This is a genomic window from Acidovorax sacchari (genome assembly GCF_042847045.1).
In the GTDB taxonomy this organism is placed as follows: Bacteria; Pseudomonadota; Gammaproteobacteria; order Burkholderiales; family Burkholderiaceae_C; genus Paracidovorax; species Paracidovorax sacchari.
In genome coordinates, this window is the sequence record NZ_AP035783.1 from 96,397 (window position 1) to 121,907 (window position 25,511).

Genomic DNA, 25,511 nt, shown 5'->3' on the forward strand with positions numbered 1-25,511 from the left:
ATGACCACGAACCTGCTCGAAAAAGACCCCCAGCCCTGCCGCGTGATCGGCGTGCTGGACGACGGCGCCGCCAGCCTCGGCGCCACCGCGCTCGCGCTGCTGCGGCGCGCCGACCTGGTGATCGGCGGCACGCGCACGCTGGCGCTGCTGGAAGACGACATCGCCCCCCATGCCGTGCGGCGCGACCTCACGGGCTGCCTGTCCTCCGTGCCCGGCTGGATCGCCGAGGCCCGCGCCGCCCAGCAGGCCTGCGTGGTGCTGGCCACGGGCGATCCGCTCTGCCACGGCATCGCCAGCTACCTCGCCTCGCGCCTGTGCATCCAGGCGCTGGAGGTGATGCCCAATGTCTCCACCCTGCAGCTCGCCTGCGCCCGGCTGGGCCTGGCCTGGCAGGACGCGCGCATCGTCTCCGTGCATGCGAAGGATGCCGGCGAGTGGGCCGTGGGCGCCGCGCCCACGCATGGCCTCTACGCGCTGGCCCAGGCCGTGCGCCAGCACGACCGCCTGGCCGTGCTGACCAGCCCGGACAACACACCCGCGCGCATCGCCCGCCTGCTGCTGGCCGAAGGCCTGGGCGAGGACTTCCAGATCAGCGTGGCAGAGCGCCTGTGCACGCCCGACGAGCGCGTCTGGGCCGACATGGCGCCGGCCGCCGCCGCCGGCCAGGACTTCGCCGACCCCAACGTGGTGCTGCTGGTGCGCACCCGCCAGCGGCCCGACGCGGTGCGCTTCGGCCTGCCCGATGCGGCCTACCACCAGCGCCAGCCGGACAAGGGCCTGATCACCAAGCAGGAAGTGCGCGCCGTCTCGCTGGCCCGCATGCAGTTGCGCGCAGCCAGCCGCGTGTGGGACATCGGCGCGGGCAGCGGTTCCGTGGGGCTGGAGGCCGCGCGCCTGTGCCCGCAGGGCCATGTCTGGGCGATGGAGAAGAACGAGGGCGACGTGGAGATCGCGCGCCGCAACGTGCGCGACTTCGGCGTCTCCAACCACACGCTGGTGCATGGCAAGGCGCCCGAGGGACTGGATGCCTGGCCCGATCCGGACGCCGTCTTCATCGGCGGATCGGGCGGCGAGCTGGCCGAGCTGATCGCGCTGTGCCTGAAACGCCTGCGCCCCGGCGGCTGGCTGGTGATGAACTTCGTCACGCTGGAGAACCTGGCCGCCGCCACCCAGGCCCTGCAGGCCGCCGGCGCCGCGTGGGACGTGCTGCAGCTGCAGGCCGCGCGCAGCAAGCCCATCCTGCACATGCACCGCATGGCGGCCGAGAACCCGGTGTGGATCGTCTGCGCGCAGGCGGGCGGTGCCGGGGTTGCGGCGCCGGCCGTGGAGGAGGGCGCATGACCGCCGAGCATGCCACCATCGATACCACCGCTCCGCAGGCAGCGCATGCCTCGCCAACGCCGCAAGCCCCGCAAAAGCCCCTGGGCCGCCTGATCGGTGTCTCCCTGGGCCCCGGCGACCCCGGCCTCATCACCCGCGCCGCCTGGGCGCAGCTGCAGCGCACCGACGCCGTCTGGACCTACCCTGCGCGCAGCACCAAGACGCCGAGCTACGCCTTCGACATCGTGCAGCGCGCCGGCCTCGCGCCGCCCGCCACGCACCAGACGCTGCTTTTCCCGATGACGCACGACGGCGACAAGCTCGCCCGTGCCTGGATGCGTGCGGCCGACACCGTGCTGCCCTGGCTGCTGGCCGGGCAGGACGTGCTCTTCCTCGTGGAAGGCGACGCCAGCACCTACGCCACCTTCGGCCACCTGGCGCGCACCGTGCGGGCGCTGGACGCGCGCATCGAGGCGCCCGTGATCGCGGGCGTGAACGCCTTCACGGCGGCCTGCGCCACGCGCGGCATGCCCCTGGCCGAACAGGACGACACCATCGCCATCGTGCCCGCCGCCTACGGCGTGAGCGCGGTGGACCGCCTGCTGACCGACTTCGACACCCTGGTGCTCATGAAGGTCAAGCCGCTCATGGACGACCTGATCGACTGGCTGGAGCGGCGCGATTTGCTGCCGCACACCCAGTTCATCGAGCGCGTGGGCGCGCCCGACGAGCGCTGCGTGGCCGGGCAGGATCTGCCCGCCCTGCGCGGCACCAAGGTCAGCTACCTTTCGCTCATGGTGGTGAAGAACCCGCACCGCATCCGGGGCGAGCGCATCAAGGGCTGCCTGAAGAAGACCTCGCCCGCGGACTCCACGGCTTCCGCTGTGGACCCACCCCTTTCCGACGAACCGGAGCTTGCCGAATGAATACCCCTGCCACCCCCGACGTGGTGCTCTCCGCCCCCGCGCAGTCCGCCGGCGAAGTGCGCGTGTGCCTCGTCGCCATCACCCGCCATGGCGCCGCCCAGGCCGCGCAGCTGGCGCGCGACGTGCCGCAGGCGCACGTCTGCACCGCCGCCAAGTTCACATTGGCCTTCGAAGGCCTGCCCAACACCGTGCGCGCCTACGAAGGCGCCCTGCGCGACGAGATCGCGCCGCTCTTCGCGCACTACGACCAGCTGGTCTTCTTCGTCTCGCTGGGCGCCGTGGTGCGCCTGATCGCCCCGGTGCTCAAGTCCAAGGACGAGGACCCCGGCGTGACGGTGGTGGACGACGCCGGCCAGTTCGTCATCCCCGTGCTCTCGGGCCACGTGGGCGGCGCCAACGAATGGAGCGAGCGCATCGCCGCGCTGATCGGCGCCACGCCCGTGCTCACCACCGCGTCCGACGTGGGCAAGACCATTCCCGTCGACATCCTCGGCCGCCACCTGGGCTGGCGCGTGGAGGCGCCCAAGATCAACATCACGCGCGTCTCGGCCCACGTGGTCAATGGCGAGCCCATCGCCGTGGTGCAGGAGGCCGGCAGCCGCCAGTGGTGGAACCGGCCCACGCCGCTGCCCGCCAACATCACCTGCCTGGACGGCTGGAGCGGCGTCGAGCCGGGCCGCTTCCAGGCCGTGCTGTGGATCACGCACGACGAGGTCGCGCCCGAGCGCTGGGCCGCATGGCACGAGCGCCTGGTGGTCTATCGCCCGCCCGTGGAAGCTGCCGCGTGAGCACTGCACACGGCGCTCGCCCGGCACCCCGCCTCGCCATCGGCCTGGGCTGCGACCGCGGCACACCCGAGGCCACGGTCGAGGCCTGCCTGCACGAAGCCCTTGCCCGGGCCGGCGCGCAGATCGCCCAGGTGTCCGTGGCCGCCAGCATCGAGGCCAAGCACGACGAAGCCGCCTTCCTGTCGCTGGCCGCCCGCCATGGCTGGCCGCTGCGCTGGTACGCCGCGGCGCAACTGGCCGCCGTGCCCGTGCCCAACCCGTCGGAGACCGTGCTGCGCTACATGGGTACGCCCTCGGTCAGCGAGGCCGCCGCGCTGCTGGCCGCGGGCGCGCCCGATGCGTCGGCCCTGCTGGTTGAAAAACACCGCCTGCGCGGCCCCGACGGGCGCAACGCCACCGTGTCCATCGCCCGCATTCCGCCTGTCCCGCAGGGCACTTCCGATTCCGGCGGCTGAGGCGCCACGCCCGCGTCCCGGCCCGTTCCTTCCCGCAACTCCAGAAAGGTCCACCATGCATATCGAAATCGGCATCCTCTCGCAGGACAAGATCGCCTATGCCTCCGTCGCCGCCACCGCGCTGCTGGGCGCGCACGCGCTGCCCCTGCTCAAGAGCCCCACGGCCTGGCTGCGCACGCTGCTGGCCGCCTTCTTCTTCAGCGTGCTGATGCAGGTCTGGCACATGCCCATAGGCCCGTCCGAGCTGCACTTCGTCGGCGCCATGCCCATCTACCTGCTGTTCGGCTTCATCCCGACGCTGTTCGGCTTCGGCCTGGGGCTGCTGGCCCAGGCCCTCGTCTTCGAGCCGCAGGACCTGGCGCACCTCGCCATCAACTTCCTGAGCCTGGCCGTGCCGCTGGTGGCCGTCCACCACGGCCTGGGCAAGCGCCTCGCGCGCATCAGCGTGGCGAATGTGCTCAAGCTCGACGCCATGTACTACGCGGGCGTCACCCTCATGGTCGGCTTCTGGCTCTCCATCAGCAGCGATCCGGCCCCCTTGGCCGACTGGGCACTGTTCGCCGCGTCCTACCTCAGCCTGGTGGCCGTCGAGCCGCTGCTGACCATCGCCATCACCCTGGGCGCCACGCGCCTGCGCGGCCGCCGCTGGCTGGCCGCCTGCATCGACGAAGGCACGCTGCACCGCATCGCCGCTCCCGGCGCCACCGCGGCAACGGCGGCCTGACCCTCATCCGAAAGAGACGACACGCACATGTCCGCAGGAAAGATCATGCTCGTGGGCATCGGCCCCGGCAGCACCGACCACATGACGGCGCGCGCCCGCGCCGCCATCGCCGAGGCCGACACCATCATCGGCTACGTCACCTACATCAAGCTGGTGGCCGACCTCATCGAGGGCAAGGAGATCATCCGCAAGTCCATGACCGAGGAGCTCGACCGCGCCATCGAGGCCCTGGCCCGCGCCCGCGAGGGCAAAAAGGTCGCGCTGATCTCCTCGGGCGACGCGGGCGTCTACGGCATGGCCGGGCCCACCTTCGAGGTGCTGTTCCAGGCCGGCTGGACGCCGCCGGAAGTCGACGAGAACGGCGTGCCCGACCCCGAGGGCATCGAGGTCGAGATCGTGCCCGGCGCATCGGCCCTCAACAGCTGCGCGGCCCGCGTGGGCGCGCCGCTCACGCACGACTTCTGCGCCATCTCGCTGTCGGACCTGCTCACGCCCTGGCCCACCATCGCGCGCCGGCTCGACGCCGCCGCCATGGCCGATTTCGTGGTCGCGCTCTACAACCCCAAGAGCGGCCGCCGCACGCGCCAGATCGAGGAGGCCCAGCGGCTCTTCCTGCGCCACCGCAGCCCGGACACGCCCGTGGCCATCGTCAAGAGCGCCTACCGCCGCCGCGAGCGCATCGAGTTCGCCACGCTCGCCACCATGTGCGATGCCGACATCGGCATGCTGAGCACCGTGCTCATCGGCAACAGCAACACCATCGTGCAGCATGGCCTCATGGTCACGCCGCGCGGCTACGCCAACAAGTACGACGTGGAAGGCGGCGGCGCCACGCGCGCAGGCGAACGGCCCGGCCGGTCGCTCTCCACGGGCCTCAATGGCTGGCTGGAGAACCTGCAGCTCGACCACGCCGCCGGCGAAAGCATCGAAGCGCTGGCCCTGCGCCACCGCCTGCCGGCCGACTACATCCGCGACACGCTGGCACAACCGCTCGCCGTCGCCGAGGCCACCACGACCGAGGAAGAGGCATGAGCACCGACACGCCCGACACCACCACCGCAGCCGCCACGCCCGCCGAAGGCGTGCGCGTCGTCGTCAAGCCCAGGATCGGCAGCTACCGCCGCCACATCCTCATCTGCACCGGCCCCCGCTGTGCGCAGGAAGGCCAGGCCCAGGCGCTGTTCGACAGCCTGGGCGAGAAGTTCAAGGCCGCGGGCCTCAACGACGGCGACCTGCGCGTCAAGCGCAGCCGCGTGGGCTGCTTCGCCGCCTGCAAGGGCGGCCCGGTGATGTGCGTGCAGCCCGACGGCACCTGGTACTACGACGTCACGCCGGCCAACATGGACCGGATCATCGAGCAGCATCTGGTGGGCGGGCAGCCGGTGGAAGACCTGGTGTTCCACCAGGGGCCGACAGGCGGCTAGGGCCTGTTAACGCTATGGAAGGGGCTGCGATGAGCTTCCCTTCGGGTTGCCCCACCAAGGGGCCGTCTGCGGCGTTGCCCGCACTTGCAAGGCACCAGCCTTGCTACGCGCGGGCGCCTTGCATACAACCCCTTGGTGGGGCAACGCGATCCCCTTCCATAGTGTTAACAGGCCCTGGGGCTGCCGCGCCATCCATTGCCTGGTGCTGTCCGGGTGCACGCTCATTGCCCAGCACGCCAGCCGATCGAGGCCGAGGCCGCCGAAGCGGGCGGGGTGGGCCTGGTGCAGCTCACAAAACCCTTCTGGCGTCGTTACTGCATCTTGTCGTACTGCCTTCGATGTGGCGCCTGGTCAGAAACGCTTCGCCGGATTTTGTGGGCCGCGCTTCATGCAAGCCCGCACCGGGAACCCGCCAATCAGCGCGGGATCAGATGCGCATACCCTTGATCCACCAGCCAAAGGAGTGTGACGATGACCCCGAACGAACGCCCGCTGCTCGACGACCTGCTGCAACGCCTGGCCCACGCCGGCCCGGCAACCAAGGACAGCGAGGCCGACAGCCGCATCCACCAGGCGCTGGCCGCGCAGCCCGACGCGCTCTACCTGCTGGTGCAGCGCTGCCTGCTGCTCGAGCGCGGCCTGGCGCATGCACGGGAAGAAGTCGCACGGCTGCAGCAGGCCGCAGACAGCAACCGCAGCTTCATCGGCGCCGACCTGGAGCCGGGCTTTGGCCGCGCCCCGTCGCAGCAAGCCTACAACCCGGGCGGCGCCGCAGCGCAATCTGCCTCCATGCCGCCGCAGGCCCCCCCGGCGGGCTATGCGCAGCCGGCACCCGCTCCGGGCTGGCGCGACCGCCTGTTCGGCAACGCCAGCGCGCCGGCTGCGGCCGCCCCGGCAGGGCCGGGTTTCCTGGGCACCGCCGCCAGCGCGGCGGCCGGTGTAGCCGGCGGCATGTTCCTGTTCAACGGGCTGGAACACCTGCTGGGCAACCGCGGCAGCGCCGTGGGCAATGGCCTGCTGGGTGGCGGCGCGCTGCTGCCACAGGAAACCGTGGTGCAGAACATCACCAACGAGAATTTCTACGACAGCCGCGGCAACGACGATAGCCGCGACGCAGGCTGGTTGCCCGACGACAGCGGCCCGGCCTTCGACGACGACGACGGCGGGAACTTCCTCTGATCTCTGAGCGCGTGCCTGCGGTCTTCCCCTTCTCCAGCCACGCAAGGCGGCGCTCGACGATCCAGCGCTTGGACGGGTGCGAAGACGTCGCCGAAGCCGCATCGCTGCGACCGGCAAACATGAGGTGTCCATGGAGCCGGGTCAACTCCAAGCATCTCGATGCCCGGCGTGCGATGCCCGCATTACGCCACCGGCCCTGGAAAGCAGCGCGCGCATCGCAGGCTGGCCGGACGGCGTGACGAGACCGATGCCGAGGGCCAGCGCGTCGCCCTCGGCCAGCCGCCTGTACGCCACGCCGGCCCGCCGCAATCCGGTGAAGGAGCTGGCCAGCAGCGCCATGCCCCGGCCGGCCGCCACCTCGGCCAGCAGGACGTGGTGGTCCGCCGGCTCGCGGAGCTTGGGCGGGGCGAAGCGGTGCCGCTCGAACACCTGCTGGCAATGGTCGTAGAACGCGGGCTGCCGGGCGCGCTCGAACCAGAACACGGGTTCCGCCGCCAGGTCGGCCAGCCGCAGCAGCCGGCGCCGCGCCAGCGGGTGCGCGGAGGGCAGCGCCACCACCATGGGCAGGCGGTCCAACTCCAGCACGTCGAGTCCGCGCACATCGGTGGGCAGCGCGATGAAGGCCGCGTCGAGCCGGCCCGCGCGCAACTGCCGTACCAGGCGCGGGGACGTGTCCGATGCCACGGCCACCATCACTCCGGGCTGCAGCGCCTGCACGCGATCGGCCAGCCCGCGGAACCAGGCCGGTTCGGCCGAACTGGTCAGCCCCAGCCGCAGCGTGGACGGCACGGCGGCGCCCTGGAAGGCGACCTCGGCCTGCCGCAGCAGATCGGCCACGCCGCGCGCATAGGGCAGCAGCCGGCGCCCGGCCTCGGTGAGGCTTACGCCCTGCGGGTGGCGGTCAAAGAGCGGCACGCCCAGGCGCGACTCCAGATCGTGGATCGCGCGGCTCAGGGGCGGCTGCGACAGGTACAGGGCCTCGGCGGCCTGGCGGAAGCTCTGCGCATCGGCCACGGCCAGGAAAAGGGCGAGCGAGCGGGAGTCGAGCTTGGCAGACATACCGAAAAGGTATCACCAAATCGGTCATTTCCGCGGCGCCGCGGGCTTCCTACATTCGCGGCTCCCACCCTCGAAAGCCGAAAGGAGCCCCGCATGCCCTACACATCCCCATCCAGCGCTGCCACGTCCCCGTCGACCACCGCCTCCCTCCCGCCGATGTCCTCGGGCACTGGCAACCACAACGACAACGCGCGCCACGAGCGCGGCGCCCGCATGCTGGCCCGCGTGGACGGCCCCGCGGGCCTCGCCGTGGTCGAGCAGCTGGCACAGTCCTTCCCCGACTTCGCGCGCCTGCTGCTGGAGTTCCCGTTCGGCGACATCTATTCGCGCCCCGCGCTGGGCCTGCGCGAACGCGAGCTGGCCACCGTGGCGGCCCTGTGCGCCATGGGCCATGCGCTGCCGCAGCTGCGCGTCCACGTGCATGCGGCACTGCACGTGGGCTGCAGCCCGGAAGAGATCGTCGAGGTGGTGATGCAGATGGCGGTCTACGCCGGCTTTCCGGCCGCGCTCAATGCGCTGGGCGTGGTGCGCGAGGTGTTCGCCGCATCGGGCATTGCGCTGCCGCTGAGCGCTGGCGGTCAGGCTGACAAGGACGAGGCGCCATCGACGGCCGCATAGTGCGACACGACCGGAAACGGCTCGTAGAAGTGGTGCAGCAGCCGCTTCCATTCCTGGTACTGGGGCGAGCCGCGAAAGCCCTGTTCGTGGGCTTCCAGCGTGTCCCACTCCACCAGCAGCAGGTACTCATTCGGCCGTTCGATGCAGCGCTCCAGCCGGTGCGAACGGTAGCCCGGCATGGACGCGATGATGCGCTGGGCCTGGCGGAACGCAGCTTCGAACGCCGCGGCTTGGCCGGCGCGCACGTGCAGGGGGGCCGATTCAAGAATCATCCGGGATTTCCTTCGTGGTGATCGCTGCGCTTCAACGCCGCGCCGCAGGCCTGCGCAACAGCCAGCGCAGGCCCACCCCGACCAAGTACAGCGTCAGCGCCGCCGGCAGCGTGAACATCGACCCCCATGCGCCCGTCAGGAACACCGCATAGGCCACGTCGGAGAGTCCCGGCGCAGCGGCGCAGTGCATGCCCGATCCTTCGTTGCCCGTGCACTCCAGCAGCGCGGCCAGCGGCCACCAGGCCAGCAGGAGCAGCAGCGGCGCCAGGCCCAGGAGCGTGCACAGCAGCCCGAACCAGTGGCGGGCGAGGAAGGGAAAGCGCCGGGCGGCCGTGACCATCGGATGGCGGGCCGCGCTACTTCCGGCCGCCCACCGCCAGCAGCAGCCCGCCCACGGCGATGGCGCCGATGCCCAGCCACAGCGGGACGTTGACGCGCTCCTGCTCCTTGGCGGAGATCTCCAGCGGCCCCAGCTTCACCACCGTGGTGTCCTTGGTATAGCTGAAGCCTCCATAGGCGAGGCCGAGCGCGCCGGCCACGATGAGGGCAAGGGCGACGAGTCGGGTGGCGTTCATGGTGTCGGTTCTTTCCGGAAGGGTCCTGCGCGGGCACCGTGGCGGCAGCAGGGCGGTTGCCCGGCAGTGAAATACGGAAACGCTGCCATGCATGAGCATAAGCGCTGCCGCGTTACCCCGGCATCACCGCGGCCGGTACATCTTGAACTTTTGCTCCGGCCCCACCGAGAAATAGTCCGCAGGCCCCCCCGCGCGCAGGATGTGCCCGGCACTCGCCGTGTCGTACACCCCTTCCTTCAGCAGGGCCGTGTCGATGTGGATGGTCACCACCTCGCCCAGCACCAGCCAGGTGGGCACCTGCACCCCGTCCGCGCCCTGCAGCTGCAGGATCTGCGTGCACCGGCATTCGAAGGTCACGGGGCTTTCGGCCACGCGCGGCGGCGCGACGCGTTCGGAGGCCAGGGGCGTGAGCCCGGCCAGGGTGAACTCGTCCACTTCGGGCGGCACGGCCGCGCAGGTCTGGTTCATCGCCTCCGCCAGGTCCCGGGTGGCCAGGTTCCACACGAATTCACCGGTGGCCTGCACGTTGGCCAGCGTGTCCTTGGCACCGATGCTGGCGAAGCCCACGATGGGCGGCACGTAGTTGAAGGCGTTGAAGAAGCTGTAGGGTGCGAGATTGAGCACGCCTTCCGCACTGCGGGTGCTGATCCAGCCGATGGGGCGCGGCCCCACGATGGCGTTGAAGGGATCGTGCGGCAGGCCGTGGCCCTGGCGCGGCTGGTAGCTGTGGAAACGTGCGCCATCGCCGGCGGTGGATGGCGCATCGGGAGAAGAGGGAGCGGGTGCGTTCATGCGCAGGCACCATACCGGCATTGGCGCGTCCCTGCAATTGCTCACTGTCCGAAGTCCAGCGGCAGGCCCACGTAGTTCTCGGCGATGGTGCGCGAGCCCGCCTCGGAATGCAGCAGGTAGTCGATCTCGGCCGCCTGGAACTTCGCGGCGATGGCCGCGTCGTCGCCGGGGAAGTTGTGCATCAGCTGCGTGAACCACCAGGAGAAACGCTCCGCGCGCCAGATGCGCTGGAGGCACTGCGCGGAGTACCCGTCGATGCCGGCCTCGCTGCGCCCTGCATAGAACTCGATCAGCGCGGCCGAGAGGAACTTTACGTCCGTCGCCGCCAGGTTCAACCCCTTCGCACCCGTGGGCGGCACGATGTGGCCCGCGTCGCCCGCCAGGAACAGGCGGCCGAAGCGCAGCGGCTCGGTGACGAAGCTGCGCAGCGGCGCGATGCTTTTTTCCAGGCTGGGGCCGGTCACCAGGTGCTCGCGCGCTTCCGGGTCCAGGCGCAGGCGCAGTTCGTTCCAGAAGGCCTCGTCGCTCCAGGCTTCGACCTTGTCGGTCAGCGGCACCTGCAGGTAGTAGCGGCTGCGCGTGGCGCTGCGCTGCGAGCAGAGCGCGAAGCCGCGCGGCGTGTTCGCGTAGATCAGTTCGTGGTGCACCGGGGGCGTGTCGGACAGCAGGCCCAGCCAGCCGAACGGATAGACCTTCTCGTAGTTGCGCAGCGCTCCCTGCGGCACGCTGGCGCGGCACACGCCGTGGAAGCCGTCGCAGCCGGCGATGAAGTCGCACCGCAGTGTGTGCGTGGCGCCGTCCTTCTCGAAGGTGACGTGCGGCCGGGCGGTGTCGAAGCCATGCACCTGCACGTTGGCTGCCCCGTAGGCCGTGGGCAGTCCGGCCGCGGCGCGCGCCTGCATCAGGTCGCGCGTCACCTCGGTCTGGCCGTAGACCATCACGTGCCGCCCGCCCGCCAGTGCCTCCAGGTCGATGCGGTGGCGCCGGCCGTCCAGCAGCAGGTCGAAGCCGCGGTGCACCAGCCCTTCCTCGTGCATGCGCGCGCCGACGCCGGCCTCGTCGAGCAGTTCGATGGTCACCTGTTCCAGCACGCCCGCGCGGATGCGGCCCAGCACGTGGTCCGCCGGCTGGCGCTCGACGATGAACGCGTCGATGCCAGCCCGGTGCAGCAACTGGCCCAGCAGCAGGCCCGACGGGCCGGCACCGATGATGGCGACCTGGGTGGCGGCCGGAACGGTGGCGCGGGGCACCGGTGCGGCCCCGGGGGGGCTGGTGGTCATGGGCTTGTCTCCTGCCGCCGGCGTGCGGCGGTCTGCTGTGTGGAAGGCGGCCGGCGGGTGCCCGGCCTGCCTGTGTCCCGCAGGGTAGGAGCGCCGCCCGCGACGCGCCATGGCCGCCCGGAAAGCTTGCGCGATGATCGCGCAATCGATGCGATGATCGCGCACTACCGCCCGCAGGGTTCCATGGCACCACGCAAACTCCCCTCTCCCCGCACGCCATCCGCTGCACCCCCGGGCAGCGCCGGGCCCGGCATTGCCCATGCCGACTTCATCGCCGGCATGGCCAGGGGCCTGGCCGTGCTGGAGAGCTTCGATACCGAGCGCCAGCGCCTCAACGCCACGCTGGCGGCCGAGCGCACCGGTCTCACGCGCGCGGCGGCGCGGCGCCATCTGCTCACGCTGGCGTACCTGGGTTACCTGGAAAGCGATGGGCAGTACTTCTGGCTGGCACCCAAGGTGCTGCGGCTGGCGGGCAGCTACCTGGCATCGGCCCGGCTGCCGCGCCTGGTGCAGCCCACGCTCAACCGCCTGGCCGCGCAGACGCAACTGCCGTTTTCCACCGTGGTGCTGGAAGGGCGCGAGGTGGTCATCGTGGCGCGCAGCACCGCCGCGCCGCAGGGCGATGCCGTGCGCGAGACGGGCCGCTCCGGCGGCATGCCGGGTGCCGCGGACCGCGTGCTGGCCTATGGGCTGCACCTGGGCAGCCGCCTGCCGGCGCACGCTACCTCCACCGGCCGCATGCTGCTGGCCACCCGCTCGCGCAGCGCGGTGCGTGACTGGCTGCGCGGGCACCCGCTGCCGCGCCTGACGGCCTACACCCGCACCGATGCACCCGCGCTGCGAGCCGCCATCGACCAGGCCCGCGCGGAGGACTGCTGCATGGCCTGCGAAGAGCATGAGCTGGGCGTGCTGGCCCTGGCCGTGCCGCTGCGCGACCTGCAGGGCCGGGCCGTCGCCGCGCTCAACGTGGTCACCGCGCCGGACCGCCTGTCTCCCGAACGCCTGAAGCGCGACCTGCTGCCGGTGCTGCAGGATGCCGCGCGGGAACTGCGGCCCATGCTCTGACGCCCTGCAGCCGGCAAGGGCGGGGCGGTACGCCGGCGCTCAATCCAGCGTCACGTTCGCCTTGCGGATCACGTCGCCGAAGCGCTGGCTCTCGCCCTGGATGAACTGGCTGAACTGGGCACGCGTGGTGGGGAAGGGCTCGTAGGCGAAGCTCTTGAACTTCTCCTGCACCTCGGGCGCCATCAGGGCCTCTTCCACGTCGTGCTTGATCCTGTCGGTGACGGCCGCGGGCAGGCCGGGTGGCACGGCGATGGCGTTCCAGCCGATGACCTCGAAGCCCCTGGGGCCGCCCGATTCGCCCACGGTGGGCACGTCGGGGTAGCTGGCCGAGCGCTGCGGCGCCGCGATGGCCAGGAAGCGCAGCTTGCCCGCGCGCTGCAGCGGCCCGGCCGTGGCGGCCGTGCCCAGGGCGAAGGCCAGGTCGCCCGTGGAGACCGAGGTGTAGAGCTGCGTGGTCTCCTTGTAGACGATGTGCTCCATCTGCGTGCCGGTGATCGACTCGAACAGCTCGGAGCCCAGGTGCACCGGATTGCCCACCGACCATGACCCGTAGTTGAGCTTGCCCGGATGGGCCCTGGCGTCGGCGACCAGGTCGGCCACCGACCGGTAGGGGCTCTGGGTGGGAACGGTGAAGAAGAAGTAGGTCCTGAACAGGGGCAGCAGCGGGTCGAAGTCCTTCGCCGGGTCGTAGGGCAGCTTCTTGAACAGGCTGGGATAGGCGGCCAGGTGGACGTTGTCCAGCACGATCATGTCGGTGCCGTCCCGGGCGCCGCGCTTGAAGGCGTCGATCGCGATGAAGCCGTTGCCGCCCGGCCGGTTGTCCACCGTCACGGGCTGGCCCCAGGCGCGGGCCAGGCGGTCGGCCACCAGCCGCGCCACGCCGTCGGGCCCGCCGCCCACCGGGAAGGGCGTGATGATGCGCACCGGCTTGGCGGGCCAGGCGGCCGGGGCCTGCGCCCGGGAGGCCAGGGGGAGGGCGCAGGCGGCGGTGGCGGCCAGGGCCAGCAGGGCGCGGCGTGCGGTGGAGGTGGCGCGGTTCGTCATGGCTTGTCTCTCTGTGCAGGAGTGGGCATTCTTGCGCGCGCGCCGCCGCTTGCCCTCGGGGCCTACCCGATATGCGGCCGTGCCGCGCGGCTCACTGCTGCAGCCCCAGGAACCGCGCCGGCGGCACGCCCACCGCGCGCCGCACCATGGCGCTGAATGCGCTGGGGCTGCTGTAGCCCAGTTCGGCCGCGATCTGGTTCACGGGCCGCCGCCCCGCCGCCAGCGCCACGGCCTGCGCCAGCAGCACCTGCTGGCGCCATTGCGTGAAGGTGGTGGACAGGTCCTGCCGGAAGAGCCGTGCCACCGTGCGCGGGCTGGCGCCGGTGTCGCGCGCCCAGTCGGCCAGCTTCTCGTGGCGCGTGGGATCGGCCAGCACCGCCTCGCACAGATGGCGCAGGCGCTTGTCCCGCGGAAGCTGCACACCCAGGCGCACGGCGCTGGCGCTGCACAGCTCTTCGCGGATCAGCGCGCTCAGAAGGCGTTCGCGGCGCAGAACCTCCTGCGGAAGCGCAGGCGCGTCGTCGCTCCGGGTGGGCATTTCGCACACCAGCGCGCGCAGCAGGTCGGACATCTCCAGCACGCGGCACTGGCGCCACAGCGCATCTTCGGCCCGTGCCACGCCGGGGCCGCAGCGCCCGCGCGGCTGGTGCAGATACAGCGTGCGCATGTCGGCGTCCTCCACCACGGTCACCGCATGCTCCACGCCGGGGGGAATCCACACCGCGCGCGACGGCGGCACGGTGTAGGTGCCTTCGGCCACCGTCAGCCGGATCACGCCCGTGGTCGATACGGCCACTTGCGCCCAGGGGTGGCAGTGCGGCATCACCTGCGTGCCGGCCTTCAGCTGGCGGTGCTTGGCGCGCATCGGCCGCGCCGCGCTCGGCACGAAGAGATGCGGCGTGAGCGAGGGGACGAACGACACCGCGCGCCACTGGGACGCGCGCTGCCGGCCCGGTGCGGAGTCCTCGGCGGGCAGGGCGGCGGGCGGCTGGGCGGAGTTTGGCATGTTCACGACAGCGATTGGCAGACTATCGTAATTCAGACGCGGGCTGCCTGCCTAAGATCACCGGCATGACATCGACCCATGCGCCCGCTGCGGCGACCTCTCCCGCCACGCTGCGCGAAGACGCCCGCACCATCGGCCTCATCGGCCTGGCGCACGGTTCCTCGCACTTCTTCCACCTGCTGCTGCCGCCGCTGTTCCCCTTCCTCATCGCGGAGTTCGGCTACAGCTACTCCGAACTGGGCCTGCTGGTGTCGGTGTTCTTCGTCATCTCCGGCGTGGGCCAGGCACTGTCGGGTTTCATCGTGGACCGGGTCGGCGCGCGGCCGGTGATGTTCTTCGCGCTGTCGAGCTTCGTCCTGTCCGGCCTCGTGGCCAGCATCGCCACCGGCTATGCCGGGCTGATGGCGGCCGCGGCGCTGGCGGGCCTGGGCAACGCTCCCTTCCATCCGGTGGACTTCACCATCCTCAACAAGCGCGTGTCGCCCCAGCGCCTGGGCCACGGCTTCTCGGTGCACGGCATCTCCGGCAACCTGGGCTGGGCCACCGCGCCCGTCTTCATGGCCGGCATCACCGCGGCCACCGGCTCGTGGCGGGCGGCCTGCCTCTGCGGCGGCCTGCTGGCGCTGGTCATCCTGTCCATCATGGTCCTGAACCGCGACGCGCTCGACGACCGCCGGGGCATGGCAGCGCCTGCCGCGGGCAAGCCCGGCGCCGCTGCCGCGCCGGCAGGCACCCTGGCCGAACACCCCATGGCCTTCCTCCGGCTGCCCTCCGTCTGGCTGTGCTTCTCGTTCTTCTTCTGGACCACCTGCTCGCTGAGCGTCATTCAAAGCTTCGCCGGCCCCACGCTGCAGAAGATGTACGGCCTGCCGCTGTCCGTCACCTCCATGGTCGTCACCGGCTACATGCTGTGCGGCGCCGCCGGCATGGTGGTCGGCGGCTTCCTGGCCGGCCGCGTGGCCCGGCTGGAGCGCACCATCACCGTCTGCCTGCTGGCCACGGCCGTGCTGCTGGTCGCCGCGGGCACCGGCCTGCTGCCGGGCATGGCCGCCATGGTCTTCGTGGCGCTCGCAGGCGTGGGCACCGGCCTGGCCGGCCCCTCGCGCGACATGCTCATCAAGCGCGCCGCGCCGCCCGGCGCCACCGGCCGCGTCTACGGCACGGTGTACTCGGGCCTGGATCTCGGCTTCTGCGTGGCCGCCCCGGTGTTCGGCGCCATGCTGGACGCGGGCATGACCTCGGGCATCTTCTACGGCTCGGCCGCCGCCCTGGTGCTGGGCGTGGCCTCGGCGGGCGTCGTGGGCATCGGCGTTGCCGCCAGGGCGCGCGCGCAGCGCATGGCCACTGCATGAGCGGCCGCTCCACCGCATCCATATCCACCGCACCCGCATCCATGGAGGGCGCCGCGCGTTGCCGGGTGTCGTGATCGAACAGCCGCCCGGCGGGGAGTGCCTGCACATCCGCGTGCGGCCACGCCTGCTGGCGGCGGCCATGTTGCTGGCCGGAGGTGTGCTCGCAGTGCTTCCCTGGACCGCGGCGGTGCTGTGGATGGGTGATCCGCAGGCCCGCGCACGCCTCGCGGCGGAAGGCCCGTGGGCCATGGCGGTGCTGGTCCTGTGGGGCGTGCTGGTCTGCGGCGCTGGCATCGCCCTCCTGCGTTTCGCGCCACGCAGCCGGGACGCCCGGCTGTCCCGCCTGGAGGGCACCGGGGAAGCCCTGCGCCATTTCCGGGGGGCACCCAGCGTGCGCGACATGGGCGTCATCCTCTCGCACATCGACGCCATCTGGCTGCGCCGCGTCCCGCATGGCCGCGGCGGGCTGCGGCGCGAAGAACTGGTCCTGCGCTGCGTGCATGGCGGCCCCCGCGTTCTGGCCTGGGCGGTCCTGCCCCGGGCCGGCGCACCCTCTCGCCTGGATGCAGCGGCCCGCGCGGCCGGCGGCTTCCTGGGCGTACCCGTGGCGCTGGACGGGGAGCCGCTTCCGCCGCGGTCGGCTGCCCGCAGGCGGCAGGTCCGCAGCCTGCAGAAAGTGGCCGCCCCCCCGGTGGACACGCCCCGGCTGCGCCTGCCCGGCCGCTGCATGGCGGCTGCCGGCGCAGCGCTGGCAGCCCTGTTCGCGGCCTGGCTGGCATGGCAGGTCGCCGGTGCCGTGCAGACCGGCCACCTCGTCGTCCATCCCCGGGCGGGCGGGGCGCGGCACTACGACTGGAACGCCGCACCGGGCCCGTTCGCCATCCAGCTGGCGTTCACCGCGGCGCTGGCAGCGCTGTGCGCGCTGATCGCGTGGCTGGCCGCGAAAGTGACGATGGGAGGGTGGAACCGGTCCGCGTGATCCGGCCGGCCGTCAGGCCTTGCGGGCCAGCTCCCGCGCGTAGCGTTGGCTGACGACCCCCAGGATGATCCCGAACACGATGAACCCCAGGCCGATCGCATCGGCGAAGCCGGGCCACGGCCCGCGCCCCTGGCTGGAAAACACGATGAAGATGGCCCCGGCACCGATGAAGAAGATGGGCGCGAGGAACCGGTTGCGCCGCTGCGCCGAGAGCACGACCGCGCTCTGCTGCACCTGCGAATGCAGCGTGCGCGCCTTGGTTTCGCATTCGCCCGCGCAGCAGATGGAATGGCCCAGGTCGGTCGCGCAGGCCGGGCACAGCCCCTTGTTGCAGGCCCGGCAGGTGCCGACCGCGTCCGAGTCATGGTGTACGAAGCATTTCATGCGAGTCCTTGTTGGCCGGGGGGGTGAGGGTCGCGCCGCGCGCCCGCCCGACTATCGCATGGCGGCGGAGGGACCGGCTTCTCTTCCTGGGCAATGGTTTCGCCTGCAGCGGGGACCCGCGGGCGGTTTCCCGGTGGAATGGCTCCCCTTTTCATAAAAGGACAATGCCATGGAACACAGAATCCAGAGCACAGGCACGCACTCCCGGGCCTATGGTTACCTGCCTGCCGGGGCAGCCCACCCCGCTTCTACGTCCGCTCGTTCCTGCGTGCACGCACGGCCTGCCGGCGATCGGTTCCCCATGCCAGGCCGGCCGCAGCCCGCATCGGGCTCCGCGCGCATGCTCGCACCGCGCGCATCGCTGCCATCCGCCAGGCCGGAGGTCTGCAGTGGTGTACCGCCACGGGAGGGCGCCTCCGCCATCCCCTACCGCACCGCCGAACTCACTGGAGCCAATACCGAAGGCATCTGCCTGGGGCTCTCCGCGGAATGGCTTCGCCGCCTTGGCCAGAGCCCCGCCGACCGCATGGCTGCGTTGGCGCGGGGATCCGCCAGCCATGCCCAGGCCGGCCAATGGCAGCGGCAGTACGCGGATGGCAAGGCCATGCGGCGGAGCAGCGGTACGCAGACGGCAAATGCGGATATCCAGGCACAGAATGCGGTACTGCGCGCTGCGGGCCTGCGCCCGGCGGATAGCGATGAGGTCTTCGATTCCAATACGCCTGAAGTGCTGCCGTATGTGTCCGACACGATTGCGGTGAGCGGCACGAAGCATCTGCTGGGGCTGTATTTCACCGACGGGACGGCGCACACCGTCGCGACGTCGGCATCGGGGCGGCGCACGACGGTCTTCGACCCGAACTATGGCGAGTTCGAAGCCCGGTCACGCGAGGTGGAAAGCCTGCTCGGAAGCCTGATTCAACGCTACAGGGAGCATGGCCACTCCCCGGTGGCCATCAGCCTGCAGGTACTGCATTGAAAACAGCCACCCGGTCACCCGCGGCACAGCGCACGATGGCATGCCGCGGTCCTGGACGCGTTCACTTGGCCTTCGAATGCCCGTGCGCCGCCGCCCCCTCGGACGCCATGCTGCTCGCCATCACCTTGGCATAGGCGGACTTCGTCAGGTGCACCGAGCAGTACTGGTCCAGCTCGGGCTTGATCTTCTCGATGGCGTCCTCCTCGAACACCGCTTCCTTCTTGCCGCCCTGCGTGTGGCCCACGGCGTAGTAGATGAACTTGGGCTTGATCGTTTCGTCCATGCCCACGTAGTCGGAGCAGGTGGTCTTCACCAGCGGCTTGCGTGCGCTTGCTGCCGGTGCCGTGGCGGCCGCCGGGTTCGCGGCCGCTGCCGACGGTGCCGCGGGGCTCGGCGTCTGCGCCATGGCTGCTGCGGCGGCCAGGGAGGAAAGGGTCAGGACGGACAGGCGGGCAAGAACTCTCATGGTGGTCACTCCTCGATCGAATGATGATGGGCTCCGGCGCGTGCGCCGCATCGGCGGCGGCATGCCGGTACCGTGTCGTCCGCCCCTTGCGACAGTGAAATCGCCCGGGCTTTCAACGACGGTTTCATCCTAGGACTGCAGACTTAGAGAGGCCTTAGAGGGGCTGCGACTGCGGCGCTTGCGGCCGGGGCTGCACATCGATGCCCGTCCACGCATGCACCGCATCCTTCTCCATCGCCATGTCGAACACCTCGCCCAGGGCTGGAAAGTGCAAGCGATAACGCAGCGTATGTGCGTCGAACCGGAAGTCCTCCGCGAACCCCTTCACCGCCACCTCCAGCCGTGCGATCGCCCAGGCCTGCACGTCGATCAGCGCGGCGCAGGTGACGGGGCCCTCGCCGTAGTCCGTAGTGAGCCACTCCTGGACCACGACGACGCGCGAGTCGGGCGACCAGCACAGCGGCCTGCCGAAGATCCGGTGCGGTACTTCGCGGCCATCGATGGCCAGCCGGAAGTACTCCGGCCCGAAGTGGATCTCGCCCTCGAAGCGCAAGGCTGCGCGGTGCGCGCCGTCGGGAGAGCGGATCGTGTGCATGCGTGATGACGTACGTGTATCTGCGAGGGGCTGCCGGTCAGGCGATGCGCCGCCATGGCACCAGCCGCGGAATGACCGCGCCCGTGGTCCGCATGTAGTCGCGGTACGCCTGCCCGAACTCCTCGCACATCATGGCCTCCTCGCGGGGAATGCGCACGATGCAGAGGATGGCCACCGCGACCAGCGCCGAAGGCCCCGCGATGGCATTGGGCAGCAACAGGGCCTGCGCCACGCCGAACAGCAGGAATGCGGCATACATCGGGTGCCGCACCACGCGGTACACGCCGTGCTGGACCAACTGGTGGCCGTGCCGGATCTCCAGCGTGATCGACCACCACGTGCCCAGCTCCGCATGGGCGCGCCAGAACAGCCAGAGGCCTGCAGCCCAGACCAGCGCACCGGCATACGGCAGCACGTCGGGGGCGGCGTCATGCGAGGCTCCATCCAGCCAGGGGGTGAAGATGTACGCCAGTGGCAGCACCATCTGCCCGATGGCCACCAGCGCGATCAGTGCCTTGTCCTGCCGGGTGGAATAGCTCGCCCTGGATGGGCCGGCAGCGCGCGCTCGGCGCTGGTAGACGATGCGGATGGCCTGGTAGGCCAGCAGGCCCACGAGGAATGTCGCCTGGGCGGCGTGAAGATGCATTGGGTTCCCTCCCTGTTTTTGTCGCCCTGCCGTTCGGGTCGGCAAGCGCAGGCCATTCTGTCCCGAGACATGGATGGTGAGCAGTACCCAAAGCTTTGCATCGCCATAAATGGCGCCTTGGGCTCACTTTCCATGCGGCCAACATGCCCCGGCCTCGCTATCCAGGCATGCGGAGGTTCGTTCTCGTCAGCCAGCGCAGCGCTTGTGAAGGCGCCCCTCGGCATTGATGATGGCGTAAGTGGCGTTCAAATCCGCGCGGATGCCTGGCCCGATGTACACCGGATCAGCAATGATCCCATCGCACACGAATTCGCCTTTGAATTCAAACCTTTGTGTCAAATGGCATTGCGGTGCAATTGGTAACCATTTTTCGGGCGATTAAGGCCTTGCTCAGCCGTTAGGTTCATATCATGCGCCCGCTGACATGAATAGAACAAGGGAGGGACGGCATGACGAGCATCATTGCGGTGCCGCAGGAGGCACTGCGTGCTGAACTGTTGCGAAAACTTGCACCAAAGTACGCTACACGACTTTTCCAATTGCGGGACATCCCGAATGTGATGCGCTCGCGGCTGGGTTGGACTGTGGCAGGTGCGTTGATGGAGCGGTGGTTCAACGGCGCGCCATTTCGCTTGCCCCCGGAAATGAAGGAAGGTCGCGCGCTCCAGTACAGACTGAGTCAGTTGGCGGGAGGGCATCTTGACGAAATGACCGTCACCATGGCTTGGGCTCTTCGGTTTGCGCGAGTGCAGTCTGCCTTGACCAGATTGCAAGCCAATTGGGCCACTCCTGCCGGGGTGGGGATGCTGAAGCGGCGGATCGCCAACCAATATAGCGGCCTGCAATGTGTGCGTTTTGGTGATCTCTCCCAGCCTGCCAAAATCTTGGATGAGACCTGCCAGGTCAACTACCTTGTTTTTGGAAAGTGGAGCGATCCATTGGATGATTTCTATGGTGCGATGGGTGAGGCACAGCTGAACGTGGCTGTTTCAGGTATTGTCACCCCGCAGGGCGGTGGCGGTACCATGGTAGAGATCGACGAGCTCGGCTTTTATTTGCGTGATTCCTACGACTTCAACGACAACCATGCTTTTCTGTCGCAGCCCCTGGGGTGCTGGGGATTTTCCGGGGTGCAATGTGGACCTCTCACCCGAACCATTGTGAAAATTGAGGATATCACCGTGGATGAAGAACCAGCTGACGTGGAAGGTTATAAATATCTCGTTCAGAATGCCGACTTTCAGCGTTGGAGGGAAAAGCACCAGAGGGGCGGCGATTTCATGGTGCTTTCTGATGTTTTGCGCGTACGACTGCCGTTCCCGCAAAAATTCTCTTGGTGAAAAGCATGGAGTTAACGAGAAAGTATTTTCGATGGGCACTTTGGCTTTGCCTTGCAGTGCTCTTCACATGTTGCGTATGGTATCTGACGACTCCTGTTTTCAAGGGTAGCTACCCCAGCCCTCGCCACGTATATCGAGTGGAATATTACGATGTCTCGCCGATCCAAAGGCTCATCCACTACGACATGAAAATTCCATCGTTTGTGCGTCTTTATCGCATTGAACCGGAGACCTTGATGGGTGAGAGCGATGTTGCTGATCTATGGATCAACGGCCAGCTTTACTGGTGGTTGAATCCGCCGGTCAATGCGGTGCAGATCGGACGAGATATCGTGTTCGAGAACGTGCCTCCTGAGTGTGTGGACTGTTCTAGATTACCTGACTCTGCCGTCAGACCTTAATAGCTCGTCCACCTTGAACTATTGGTTTTCAGTTGTAGGTAAATCAGCGGTCGACGGAGCGGCGATCAATGCCGCCGTAGGCCGAAGGCAGCAGGGCACCAACACAGGCCATGACAATGCCGAAAGCATGGCCTATGTTGGCGTCCGCGTTGAACCGACAGTAATGCTGGGATGCGAAGCACTGTGCTGCTTACACAAGTTCATTGGGGTTTTGTGCATTGGGGTACTCGAACTTGTATGTGTAGCATTCGTCGGAAAGAACGTTGCCGATCAACGACCATTGGTTAAGGTCTGGAGTGGTGGCTGCAACGATCCAAATTTCAGCCACAACGCCTTGTGGTGGCGAGATCTTGTTAATTTCAAATTTGAACCTGCGATTGAGATGATAGACAACGATGAGATCTTTGGAGTCTGAGTACTTTTGAAGTTTGTCTAGCTCTCTTTGAAGGGTGCTTTCTGGATTAAGCCGCTCAGGGACCAGTTCCTTTAGCTGTACAGGAACAAACACCCGCTCGCCTTGCCTTTCAAATGAACAAAGAGCGTCGTAGTCCGCTTCCTCTTTGAGCGCGAAGACTACCTTCGTACCCACTGCGATCGACATTCCGTACGAAAACAGCGCTGCTTGTCGCATCTCCAGTATCGGACGGAGCGATCGTGTGCGAAGGTTCCTAACCTTGTCGGGCAACTCATGCAGCGGCAGGTTTTCTTCCACCCATCGGAGGCCAGCCAAAACCTTTTCTGGATCTTTGAACGCGATCTGTTCCATCTTTTATAGGGCGACGCGCTCTTGGCTCGTCACATCTCAAAAATCTTCCCCGGGTTCAAAATATTCTTCGGATCCAGCGCCTGCTTGATCGCCCGCATCATCCCCACGGCCCCCGGCCCGGTCTCGTCCAGCAGGAAACCCATCTTGTGGATGCCCACGCCGTGTTCGCCGGTGCACGTGCCGCCCATGGCCAGGGCCCGGGCGACGAGCTGGTGGTTGAGCCGCTCGGCCACCATGCGCTCGTCGTCGCTGTTGGGGTCGATCAGGTAGCCGAAGTGGAAGTTGCCGTCGCCCACGTGGCCGACGAGGAAGTAGGGGATGCCGCTGGCGTCGGCCTCGGTCACCGAGTCGAGCAGGCAGTCCGCCAGGCGGCTGATGGGCACGCAGGTGTCGGTGCTGATGGCCCGGCAGCCGGGGCGGCTCTGCACGGCGGCGAAATAGGCGTTGTGCCGCGCGGTCCACAGGCGCGTGCGTTCCTCGGGCGTGGTGGCCCATTCGAAGGCGTTGCCGTTCCATTCCTGTGCGATGGATTGCACGGTCTCGGCCTGTTCCTGCACGCCGGCGGGCGAGCCGTGGAACTCCATCAGCAGCATGGGTTCCTCGCGCAGGCCGAGCTTGCTGTGGGCGTTCACCATGCGCACGGTGTGCGCGTCGATCAACTCCACGCGGGCGATGGGCACGCCCAGCTGGATGGTCTGGATGACGGTGCGCACGGCGGCCTCGATGCTCGGGAAGGAGCAGATGGCGGCACTCACGGCCTCGGGCAATGGGTAGAGGCGCAGCGTGACTTCGGTGATGACGCCCAGCGTGCCTTCGCTGCCCACCAGCAGGCGCGTCAGGTCGTAGCCGGCAGCGCTCTTCTTGGCGCGGGTGCCGGTGCGGATGGCTTCCCCCGATGCCGTCACCACTTCGAGCGCGAGCACGTTCTCGCGCATGGTGCCGTAGCGCACGGCGTTGGTGCCGCTGGCGCGCGTGGCGGCCATGCCGCCGATGCTGGCGTCCGCGCCCGGGTCGATCGGGAAGAACAGGCCCGTGTCCTTGATCGCCTCGTTGAGCTGCTTGCGCGTGATGCCGGGCTGCACGGTCACGGTGAGGTCGTCGGCATCCACGCTCAGCAGGCGGTTCATGCGCGAGACGTCGATGCTGATGCCGCCCTGGATGGCGAGCAGGTGGCCTTCGAGCGACGAGCCCGCGCCGTATGGAATGACGGGAACGTCGTGCTGCGCAGCCAGGCGCACGGCATCGGCCACGTCCTGCGTGCTCTCGGCGAAGACCACGGCCGAGGGCGGCGGCGCCTGCATCGAGCCTTCGTCGCGCCCGTGCTGCTCGCGCACGGCCTGGGCCAGCGAGCACTGGGGGCCGAATCGTGCCTGCAGTGCGTCCATGAAGGCCTGCGGCACGGGGCGCAGTCGGATCTCGGGCAGCAGGTGGGCGGTGGCGGTGGGGGCGTTCATGGCGGGTGTCTCCTGGGGGAGATCCATTCTAGGCACCCTGCCTGCTGGCGGCTTGTCCCCCCTTGGAAGGCAGGGGCGGTTCAGGGAAACCGCTGTGGTGTGACCAGATAGTGCAGACACATCCCGGCCGCCATCGAGAAGACGCACAGGAAGACCCACGGTGCATGCCTCCAGCCCGCGGTGCATTGCACCAGGCAGGCATTGCGCCACCGGAGTGCGAGCATCGGATATGCCAGAGCGCTGCATATCAGCCACAGCATGCACCACCCGCCGAGCCGCGCCCAGCCAACCTGCAGCCTCGCGCCGGAAATGACCACTGCGAAGAAAGCGACATAGGCCCATGACGCCACCGCCGCGACGGTTCTTGTTCTCGAAAGTCCTCCACCCGGCGCGCGTGATAGCAGTTGGTGGAGCAGGAACCACTCGCAAGCGATCAACGGTGGAACGAAGAGAAGGGCGAATGCCGCAGAAAATTCACCAAGCATGCCGATGGCCAGATAGGACAGCGGCGTGAGCAGCAGCCCTGCGGCGAGCGCGGCCAGGCCATAGGTGCCTGCGTGTCGAAGCGCTCGGGCGGTGACGCTGTTCTTCATATGGCGGGGATTTCGTAAGTGCGCTTCAGGACAACTCTCGTGACCAGGGGGGCATAAGCGAACTGATGTTGAAGCTGCCACCAGGCAGTGATTCCTACACCTGAAGGTGCGGACATCAGGCCATCCGACATCGCGCCGTATTCGGTCAGGTCGTCGTCATCCAGTCCGAAAACGTCGTAGAAAACGAATTTAAGGTTCAGATTGTATTTGCTTTCCTTGCTGTCATAAGAATAATGCGTTGCAATGATGTAGGCGTACTGAATGCCATTGATCATCAACCCGAGGCCATTGTGGTAGTCCCTTGTGGAGAAAAGGGTGCTTCCAATATTCAAGGCAGGCACTCCGATGTCGGCCGGCATCATGATTTTATGGATATCCCAGTTCGCATCCTTGAGAGATTGATGAATCCGATGATGGTTGGGTGATTGGTAAGGCAAATTGGGTGCAGATAATATGGCGCTACAGAAATAATTTATATTTGGGTGCGAGTCTACTGCTGTGTTCAAGCGCTCGTCGTCAAAATAGCTCACCTCCCTTCGATCCTCGCGGAGGAATTCCATGAAGAGTCTGCGAGCCATCCCGGTTCTTTCCCCCTTCGCGAAAATATCCAGCAGCTTGAGCATCTTGGGCTTCAGTTCCTGAACTGTGCTCCCGACATTGTGGCCGCGCGGTGAGCGCGCTCGACATCCGAAGGTGATATCCTGTCCGTACAGGGGCGGACTTACTGCAGGGATATGTAAATCATCTTTGAATGGATATTTTGGAGTGAGATATTTATCCTTTGCGATAGCGATGACCAGTGGAGGACTCAGGGGTAAAGGGCTGCTCATCTTGATTCGATTGGATTATTAAAATTTCGAATCGACGGATTGTATTGTTTTTCATATCATTAGTTATAAATATTAATTATGCAATGGATTGCGGTATAAGGGACTTAAACAGGGCACCGATTGAGGTGCGATAGCAGTTATGCAGGACTGCAGAGCTCACGTGCTATATATGCATCGGCTCCATATTCCGGCAGGCGAG

General features: G+C 68.0%; 30 protein-coding genes. 14 read left to right on the forward strand and 16 right to left on the reverse strand.

Features of this window, described 5'->3' with window-relative positions:
* From cbiE to ACGHC0_RS00455, 8 genes are all read left to right on the forward strand, one after another.
* Positions 1 to 1,341: a precorrin-6y C5,15-methyltransferase (decarboxylating) subunit CbiE gene (gene cbiE, locus ACGHC0_RS00420; RefSeq protein WP_415267111.1), complete on the forward strand. Its 1,341-nt coding sequence runs from the start codon at positions 1 to 3 to the stop codon at positions 1,339 to 1,341.
* Positions 1,338 to 2,246, forward strand: coding sequence for a precorrin-2 C(20)-methyltransferase (gene cobI / locus ACGHC0_RS00425; RefSeq protein ID WP_415267112.1), 909 nt, complete (start codon positions 1,338 to 1,340; stop codon positions 2,244 to 2,246). Before cbiE ends, cobI begins: the two co-directional genes overlap by 4 nt.
* Complete coding sequence (locus tag ACGHC0_RS00430) at positions 2,243 to 3,034, forward strand: cobalamin biosynthesis central domain-containing protein (RefSeq protein WP_415267113.1); 792 nt, start codon at positions 2,243 to 2,245, stop codon at positions 3,032 to 3,034. The genes cobI and ACGHC0_RS00430 overlap by 4 nt, the downstream gene beginning before the upstream one ends.
* On the forward strand, positions 3,031 to 3,489 hold the full coding sequence (locus tag ACGHC0_RS00435) for a cobalamin biosynthesis protein (protein ID WP_415267114.1): 459 nt from the start codon (positions 3,031 to 3,033) through the stop codon (positions 3,487 to 3,489). The genes ACGHC0_RS00430 and ACGHC0_RS00435 overlap by 4 nt, the downstream gene beginning before the upstream one ends.
* A 55-nt stretch (positions 3,490 to 3,544) precedes the next feature.
* Positions 3,545 to 4,213: an energy-coupling factor ABC transporter permease gene (locus ACGHC0_RS00440; RefSeq protein WP_415267115.1), complete on the forward strand. Its 669-nt coding sequence runs from the start codon at positions 3,545 to 3,547 to the stop codon at positions 4,211 to 4,213.
* Between the two features lie 27 nt (positions 4,214 to 4,240).
* Complete coding sequence (gene cobJ, locus ACGHC0_RS00445) at positions 4,241 to 5,245, forward strand: precorrin-3B C(17)-methyltransferase (RefSeq protein WP_368353517.1); 1,005 nt, start codon at positions 4,241 to 4,243, stop codon at positions 5,243 to 5,245.
* Positions 5,242 to 5,637: a (2Fe-2S) ferredoxin domain-containing protein gene (locus ACGHC0_RS00450; RefSeq protein ID WP_415267116.1), complete on the forward strand. Its 396-nt coding sequence runs from the start codon at positions 5,242 to 5,244 to the stop codon at positions 5,635 to 5,637. Before cobJ ends, ACGHC0_RS00450 begins: the two co-directional genes overlap by 4 nt.
* A gap of 471 nt (positions 5,638 to 6,108) precedes the next feature.
* Complete coding sequence (locus ACGHC0_RS00455; protein WP_368353519.1) at positions 6,109 to 6,816, forward strand: DUF2076 family protein; 708 nt, start codon at positions 6,109 to 6,111, stop codon at positions 6,814 to 6,816.
* Positions 6,817 to 6,957: 141 nt separating this feature from the next.
* On the opposite strand, the gene ACGHC0_RS00460 is transcribed toward ACGHC0_RS00455, so the two are convergent.
* Positions 6,958 to 7,875 carry a LysR substrate-binding domain-containing protein gene (locus ACGHC0_RS00460; RefSeq protein ID WP_415267117.1) on the reverse strand — a complete coding sequence of 306 codons (918 nt, stop codon included), beginning with the start codon at positions 7,873 to 7,875 and terminating at the stop codon, positions 6,958 to 6,960.
* Positions 7,876 to 8,031: 156 nt separating this feature from the next.
* Between ACGHC0_RS00460 and ACGHC0_RS00465 the strand changes: the two genes are divergently transcribed.
* Positions 8,032 to 8,493, forward strand: coding sequence for a carboxymuconolactone decarboxylase family protein (locus tag ACGHC0_RS00465; protein WP_405045352.1), 462 nt, complete (start codon positions 8,032 to 8,034; stop codon positions 8,491 to 8,493).
* Here the strand turns inward: ACGHC0_RS00465 and ACGHC0_RS00470 are convergent.
* The 5 genes from ACGHC0_RS00470 to pobA form a co-directional block, all read right to left on the reverse strand.
* Positions 8,454 to 8,765 carry an antibiotic biosynthesis monooxygenase family protein gene (locus ACGHC0_RS00470; RefSeq protein ID WP_368353521.1) on the reverse strand — a complete coding sequence of 104 codons (312 nt, stop codon included), beginning with the start codon at positions 8,763 to 8,765 and terminating at the stop codon, positions 8,454 to 8,456. The two genes, ACGHC0_RS00465 and ACGHC0_RS00470, sit on opposite strands and share 40 nt — an antisense overlap.
* 31 nt (positions 8,766 to 8,796) lie before the next feature.
* Positions 8,797 to 9,105 carry a hypothetical protein gene (locus tag ACGHC0_RS00475; protein ID WP_415267118.1) on the reverse strand — a complete coding sequence of 103 codons (309 nt, stop codon included), beginning with the start codon at positions 9,103 to 9,105 and terminating at the stop codon, positions 8,797 to 8,799.
* A gap of 16 nt (positions 9,106 to 9,121) precedes the next feature.
* On the reverse strand, positions 9,122 to 9,340 hold the full coding sequence (locus tag ACGHC0_RS00480) for a hypothetical protein (RefSeq protein WP_013592619.1): 219 nt from the start codon (positions 9,338 to 9,340) through the stop codon (positions 9,122 to 9,124).
* Positions 9,341 to 9,463: 123 nt separating this feature from the next.
* Positions 9,464 to 10,132, reverse strand: coding sequence for a flavin reductase family protein (locus tag ACGHC0_RS00485; protein WP_415267119.1), 669 nt, complete (start codon positions 10,130 to 10,132; stop codon positions 9,464 to 9,466).
* Positions 10,133 to 10,173: 41 nt separating this feature from the next.
* Entirely contained in the window at positions 10,174 to 11,412 is a 1,239-nt protein-coding gene (gene pobA / locus ACGHC0_RS00490; RefSeq protein ID WP_415267120.1) for a 4-hydroxybenzoate 3-monooxygenase, read from the reverse strand.
* A gap of 279 nt (positions 11,413 to 11,691) precedes the next feature.
* Here pobA and ACGHC0_RS00495 point away from each other — a divergent pair, with 279 nt between their 5' ends.
* On the forward strand, positions 11,692 to 12,477 hold the full coding sequence (locus tag ACGHC0_RS00495; protein ID WP_415268372.1) for an IclR family transcriptional regulator domain-containing protein: 786 nt from the start codon (positions 11,692 to 11,694) through the stop codon (positions 12,475 to 12,477).
* 39 nt (positions 12,478 to 12,516) lie between these two features.
* Here ACGHC0_RS00495 and ACGHC0_RS00500 read toward each other — a convergent pair whose 3' ends face one another.
* Positions 12,517 to 13,521 (reverse strand): Bug family tripartite tricarboxylate transporter substrate binding protein, encoded by a 1,005-nt coding sequence (locus ACGHC0_RS00500; RefSeq protein ID WP_368353526.1) that lies wholly within the window; start codon positions 13,519 to 13,521, stop codon positions 12,517 to 12,519.
* A gap of 91 nt (positions 13,522 to 13,612) precedes the next feature.
* Positions 13,613 to 14,527, reverse strand: coding sequence for an AraC family transcriptional regulator (locus tag ACGHC0_RS00505; protein ID WP_368353527.1), 915 nt, complete (start codon positions 14,525 to 14,527; stop codon positions 13,613 to 13,615).
* A 65-nt stretch (positions 14,528 to 14,592) separates the two neighbouring features.
* Between ACGHC0_RS00505 and ACGHC0_RS00510 the strand changes: the two genes are divergently transcribed.
* Together ACGHC0_RS00510 and ACGHC0_RS00515 are read left to right on the forward strand one after the other, a co-directional pair.
* Complete coding sequence (locus tag ACGHC0_RS00510; protein ID WP_415267121.1) at positions 14,593 to 15,879, forward strand: MFS transporter; 1,287 nt, start codon at positions 14,593 to 14,595, stop codon at positions 15,877 to 15,879.
* 70 nt (positions 15,880 to 15,949) lie between these two features.
* Positions 15,950 to 16,858, forward strand: a complete 909-nt coding sequence (locus ACGHC0_RS00515) for a hypothetical protein (protein WP_415267122.1) — start codon at positions 15,950 to 15,952, stop codon at positions 16,856 to 16,858.
* A gap of 12 nt (positions 16,859 to 16,870) precedes the next feature.
* Here ACGHC0_RS00515 and ACGHC0_RS00520 read toward each other — a convergent pair whose 3' ends face one another.
* On the reverse strand, positions 16,871 to 17,242 hold the full coding sequence (locus tag ACGHC0_RS00520; protein WP_415267123.1) for a hypothetical protein: 372 nt from the start codon (positions 17,240 to 17,242) through the stop codon (positions 16,871 to 16,873).
* A gap of 340 nt (positions 17,243 to 17,582) precedes the next feature.
* Here ACGHC0_RS00520 and ACGHC0_RS00525 point away from each other — a divergent pair, with 340 nt between their 5' ends.
* Positions 17,583 to 18,221, forward strand: a complete 639-nt coding sequence (locus ACGHC0_RS00525; protein WP_368353531.1) for a YopT-type cysteine protease domain-containing protein — start codon at positions 17,583 to 17,585, stop codon at positions 18,219 to 18,221.
* Positions 18,222 to 18,282: 61 nt separating this feature from the next.
* Here ACGHC0_RS00525 and ACGHC0_RS00530 read toward each other — a convergent pair whose 3' ends face one another.
* The 3 genes from ACGHC0_RS00530 to ACGHC0_RS00540 form a co-directional block, all read right to left on the reverse strand.
* On the reverse strand, positions 18,283 to 18,687 hold the full coding sequence (locus ACGHC0_RS00530; RefSeq protein ID WP_415267124.1) for an HdeA/HdeB family chaperone: 405 nt from the start codon (positions 18,685 to 18,687) through the stop codon (positions 18,283 to 18,285).
* A 154-nt stretch (positions 18,688 to 18,841) separates the two neighbouring features.
* Positions 18,842 to 19,282, reverse strand: coding sequence for a hypothetical protein (locus tag ACGHC0_RS00535; protein WP_415267125.1), 441 nt, complete (start codon positions 19,280 to 19,282; stop codon positions 18,842 to 18,844).
* Positions 19,283 to 19,319: 37 nt separating this feature from the next.
* On the reverse strand, positions 19,320 to 19,928 hold the full coding sequence (locus ACGHC0_RS00540) for a protein-S-isoprenylcysteine O-methyltransferase (RefSeq protein WP_368353534.1): 609 nt from the start codon (positions 19,926 to 19,928) through the stop codon (positions 19,320 to 19,322).
* A gap of 449 nt (positions 19,929 to 20,377) precedes the next feature.
* Between ACGHC0_RS00540 and ACGHC0_RS00545 the strand changes: the two genes are divergently transcribed.
* On the forward strand, positions 20,378 to 21,268 hold the full coding sequence (locus tag ACGHC0_RS00545) for a DUF6402 family protein (RefSeq protein WP_415267126.1): 891 nt from the start codon (positions 20,378 to 20,380) through the stop codon (positions 21,266 to 21,268).
* A gap of 591 nt (positions 21,269 to 21,859) precedes the next feature.
* On the opposite strand, the gene ACGHC0_RS00550 is transcribed toward ACGHC0_RS00545, so the two are convergent.
* From ACGHC0_RS00550 to ACGHC0_RS00565, 4 genes are all read right to left on the reverse strand, one after another.
* Complete coding sequence (locus ACGHC0_RS00550; protein WP_415267127.1) at positions 21,860 to 22,435, reverse strand: hypothetical protein; 576 nt, start codon at positions 22,433 to 22,435, stop codon at positions 21,860 to 21,862.
* A gap of 29 nt (positions 22,436 to 22,464) precedes the next feature.
* Positions 22,465 to 23,889, reverse strand: a complete 1,425-nt coding sequence (locus ACGHC0_RS00555; protein ID WP_415267128.1) for an FAD-binding oxidoreductase — start codon at positions 23,887 to 23,889, stop codon at positions 22,465 to 22,467.
* A gap of 80 nt (positions 23,890 to 23,969) precedes the next feature.
* Positions 23,970 to 24,482, reverse strand: a complete 513-nt coding sequence (locus ACGHC0_RS00560) for a hypothetical protein (protein WP_415267129.1) — start codon at positions 24,480 to 24,482, stop codon at positions 23,970 to 23,972.
* Positions 24,479 to 25,105 carry a hypothetical protein gene (locus ACGHC0_RS00565; protein WP_415267130.1) on the reverse strand — a complete coding sequence of 209 codons (627 nt, stop codon included), beginning with the start codon at positions 25,103 to 25,105 and terminating at the stop codon, positions 24,479 to 24,481. The genes ACGHC0_RS00560 and ACGHC0_RS00565 overlap by 4 nt, the downstream gene beginning before the upstream one ends.
* Positions 25,106 to 25,511 lie beyond the last annotated feature (406 nt).

What these genes read in the sequence shown, in the direction of transcription:
- ACGHC0_RS00565 (WP_415267130.1), bottom strand. Translation starts at nt 25,105, where the DNA reads ATGCTCAAGCTGCTGGATATTTTCGCGAAGGGGGAAAGAACCGGGATG.
- ACGHC0_RS00440 (WP_415267115.1), top strand. Translation starts at nt 3,545, where the DNA reads ATGCATATCGAAATCGGCATCCTCTCGCAGGACAAGATCGCCTATGCC.
- cbiE (WP_415267111.1), top strand. Translation starts at nt 1, where the DNA reads ATGACCACGAACCTGCTCGAAAAAGACCCCCAGCCCTGCCGCGTGATC.
- ACGHC0_RS00500 (WP_368353526.1), bottom strand. Translation starts at nt 13,521, where the DNA reads ATGACGAACCGCGCCACCTCCACCGCACGCCGCGCCCTGCTGGCCCTG.
- ACGHC0_RS00520 (WP_415267123.1), bottom strand. Translation starts at nt 17,242, where the DNA reads ATGAAATGCTTCGTACACCATGACTCGGACGCGGTCGGCACCTGCCGG.
- cobJ (WP_368353517.1), top strand. Translation starts at nt 4,241, where the DNA reads ATGTCCGCAGGAAAGATCATGCTCGTGGGCATCGGCCCCGGCAGCACC.
- ACGHC0_RS00505 (WP_368353527.1), bottom strand. Translation starts at nt 14,527, where the DNA reads ATGCCAAACTCCGCCCAGCCGCCCGCCGCCCTGCCCGCCGAGGACTCC.
- ACGHC0_RS00535 (WP_415267125.1), bottom strand. Translation starts at nt 19,282, where the DNA reads ATGCACACGATCCGCTCTCCCGACGGCGCGCACCGCGCAGCCTTGCGC.
- ACGHC0_RS00550 (WP_415267127.1), bottom strand. Translation starts at nt 22,435, where the DNA reads ATGGAACAGATCGCGTTCAAAGATCCAGAAAAGGTTTTGGCTGGCCTC.
- ACGHC0_RS00530 (WP_415267124.1), bottom strand. Translation starts at nt 18,687, where the DNA reads ATGAGAGTTCTTGCCCGCCTGTCCGTCCTGACCCTTTCCTCCCTGGCC.
- ACGHC0_RS00510 (WP_415267121.1), top strand. Translation starts at nt 14,593, where the DNA reads ATGACATCGACCCATGCGCCCGCTGCGGCGACCTCTCCCGCCACGCTG.
- ACGHC0_RS00450 (WP_415267116.1), top strand. Translation starts at nt 5,242, where the DNA reads ATGAGCACCGACACGCCCGACACCACCACCGCAGCCGCCACGCCCGCC.
- ACGHC0_RS00560 (WP_415267129.1), bottom strand. Translation starts at nt 24,482, where the DNA reads ATGAAGAACAGCGTCACCGCCCGAGCGCTTCGACACGCAGGCACCTAT.
- ACGHC0_RS00555 (WP_415267128.1), bottom strand. Translation starts at nt 23,889, where the DNA reads ATGAACGCCCCCACCGCCACCGCCCACCTGCTGCCCGAGATCCGACTG.
- ACGHC0_RS00430 (WP_415267113.1), top strand. Translation starts at nt 2,243, where the DNA reads ATGAATACCCCTGCCACCCCCGACGTGGTGCTCTCCGCCCCCGCGCAG.
- ACGHC0_RS00455 (WP_368353519.1), top strand. Translation starts at nt 6,109, where the DNA reads ATGACCCCGAACGAACGCCCGCTGCTCGACGACCTGCTGCAACGCCTG.
- ACGHC0_RS00470 (WP_368353521.1), bottom strand. Translation starts at nt 8,765, where the DNA reads ATGATTCTTGAATCGGCCCCCCTGCACGTGCGCGCCGGCCAAGCCGCG.
- ACGHC0_RS00485 (WP_415267119.1), bottom strand. Translation starts at nt 10,132, where the DNA reads ATGAACGCACCCGCTCCCTCTTCTCCCGATGCGCCATCCACCGCCGGC.
- cobI (WP_415267112.1), top strand. Translation starts at nt 1,338, where the DNA reads ATGACCGCCGAGCATGCCACCATCGATACCACCGCTCCGCAGGCAGCG.
- ACGHC0_RS00475 (WP_415267118.1), bottom strand. Translation starts at nt 9,105, where the DNA reads ATGGTCACGGCCGCCCGGCGCTTTCCCTTCCTCGCCCGCCACTGGTTC.
- ACGHC0_RS00545 (WP_415267126.1), top strand. Translation starts at nt 20,378, where the DNA reads ATGACGAGCATCATTGCGGTGCCGCAGGAGGCACTGCGTGCTGAACTG.
- ACGHC0_RS00525 (WP_368353531.1), top strand. Translation starts at nt 17,583, where the DNA reads ATGCTCGCACCGCGCGCATCGCTGCCATCCGCCAGGCCGGAGGTCTGC.
- ACGHC0_RS00460 (WP_415267117.1), bottom strand. Translation starts at nt 7,875, where the DNA reads ATGTCTGCCAAGCTCGACTCCCGCTCGCTCGCCCTTTTCCTGGCCGTG.
- ACGHC0_RS00465 (WP_405045352.1), top strand. Translation starts at nt 8,032, where the DNA reads ATGTCCTCGGGCACTGGCAACCACAACGACAACGCGCGCCACGAGCGC.
- pobA (WP_415267120.1), bottom strand. Translation starts at nt 11,412, where the DNA reads ATGACCACCAGCCCCCCCGGGGCCGCACCGGTGCCCCGCGCCACCGTT.
- ACGHC0_RS00540 (WP_368353534.1), bottom strand. Translation starts at nt 19,928, where the DNA reads ATGCATCTTCACGCCGCCCAGGCGACATTCCTCGTGGGCCTGCTGGCC.
- ACGHC0_RS00480 (WP_013592619.1), bottom strand. Translation starts at nt 9,340, where the DNA reads ATGAACGCCACCCGACTCGTCGCCCTTGCCCTCATCGTGGCCGGCGCG.
- ACGHC0_RS00495 (WP_415268372.1), top strand. Translation starts at nt 11,692, where the DNA reads ATGGCCAGGGGCCTGGCCGTGCTGGAGAGCTTCGATACCGAGCGCCAG.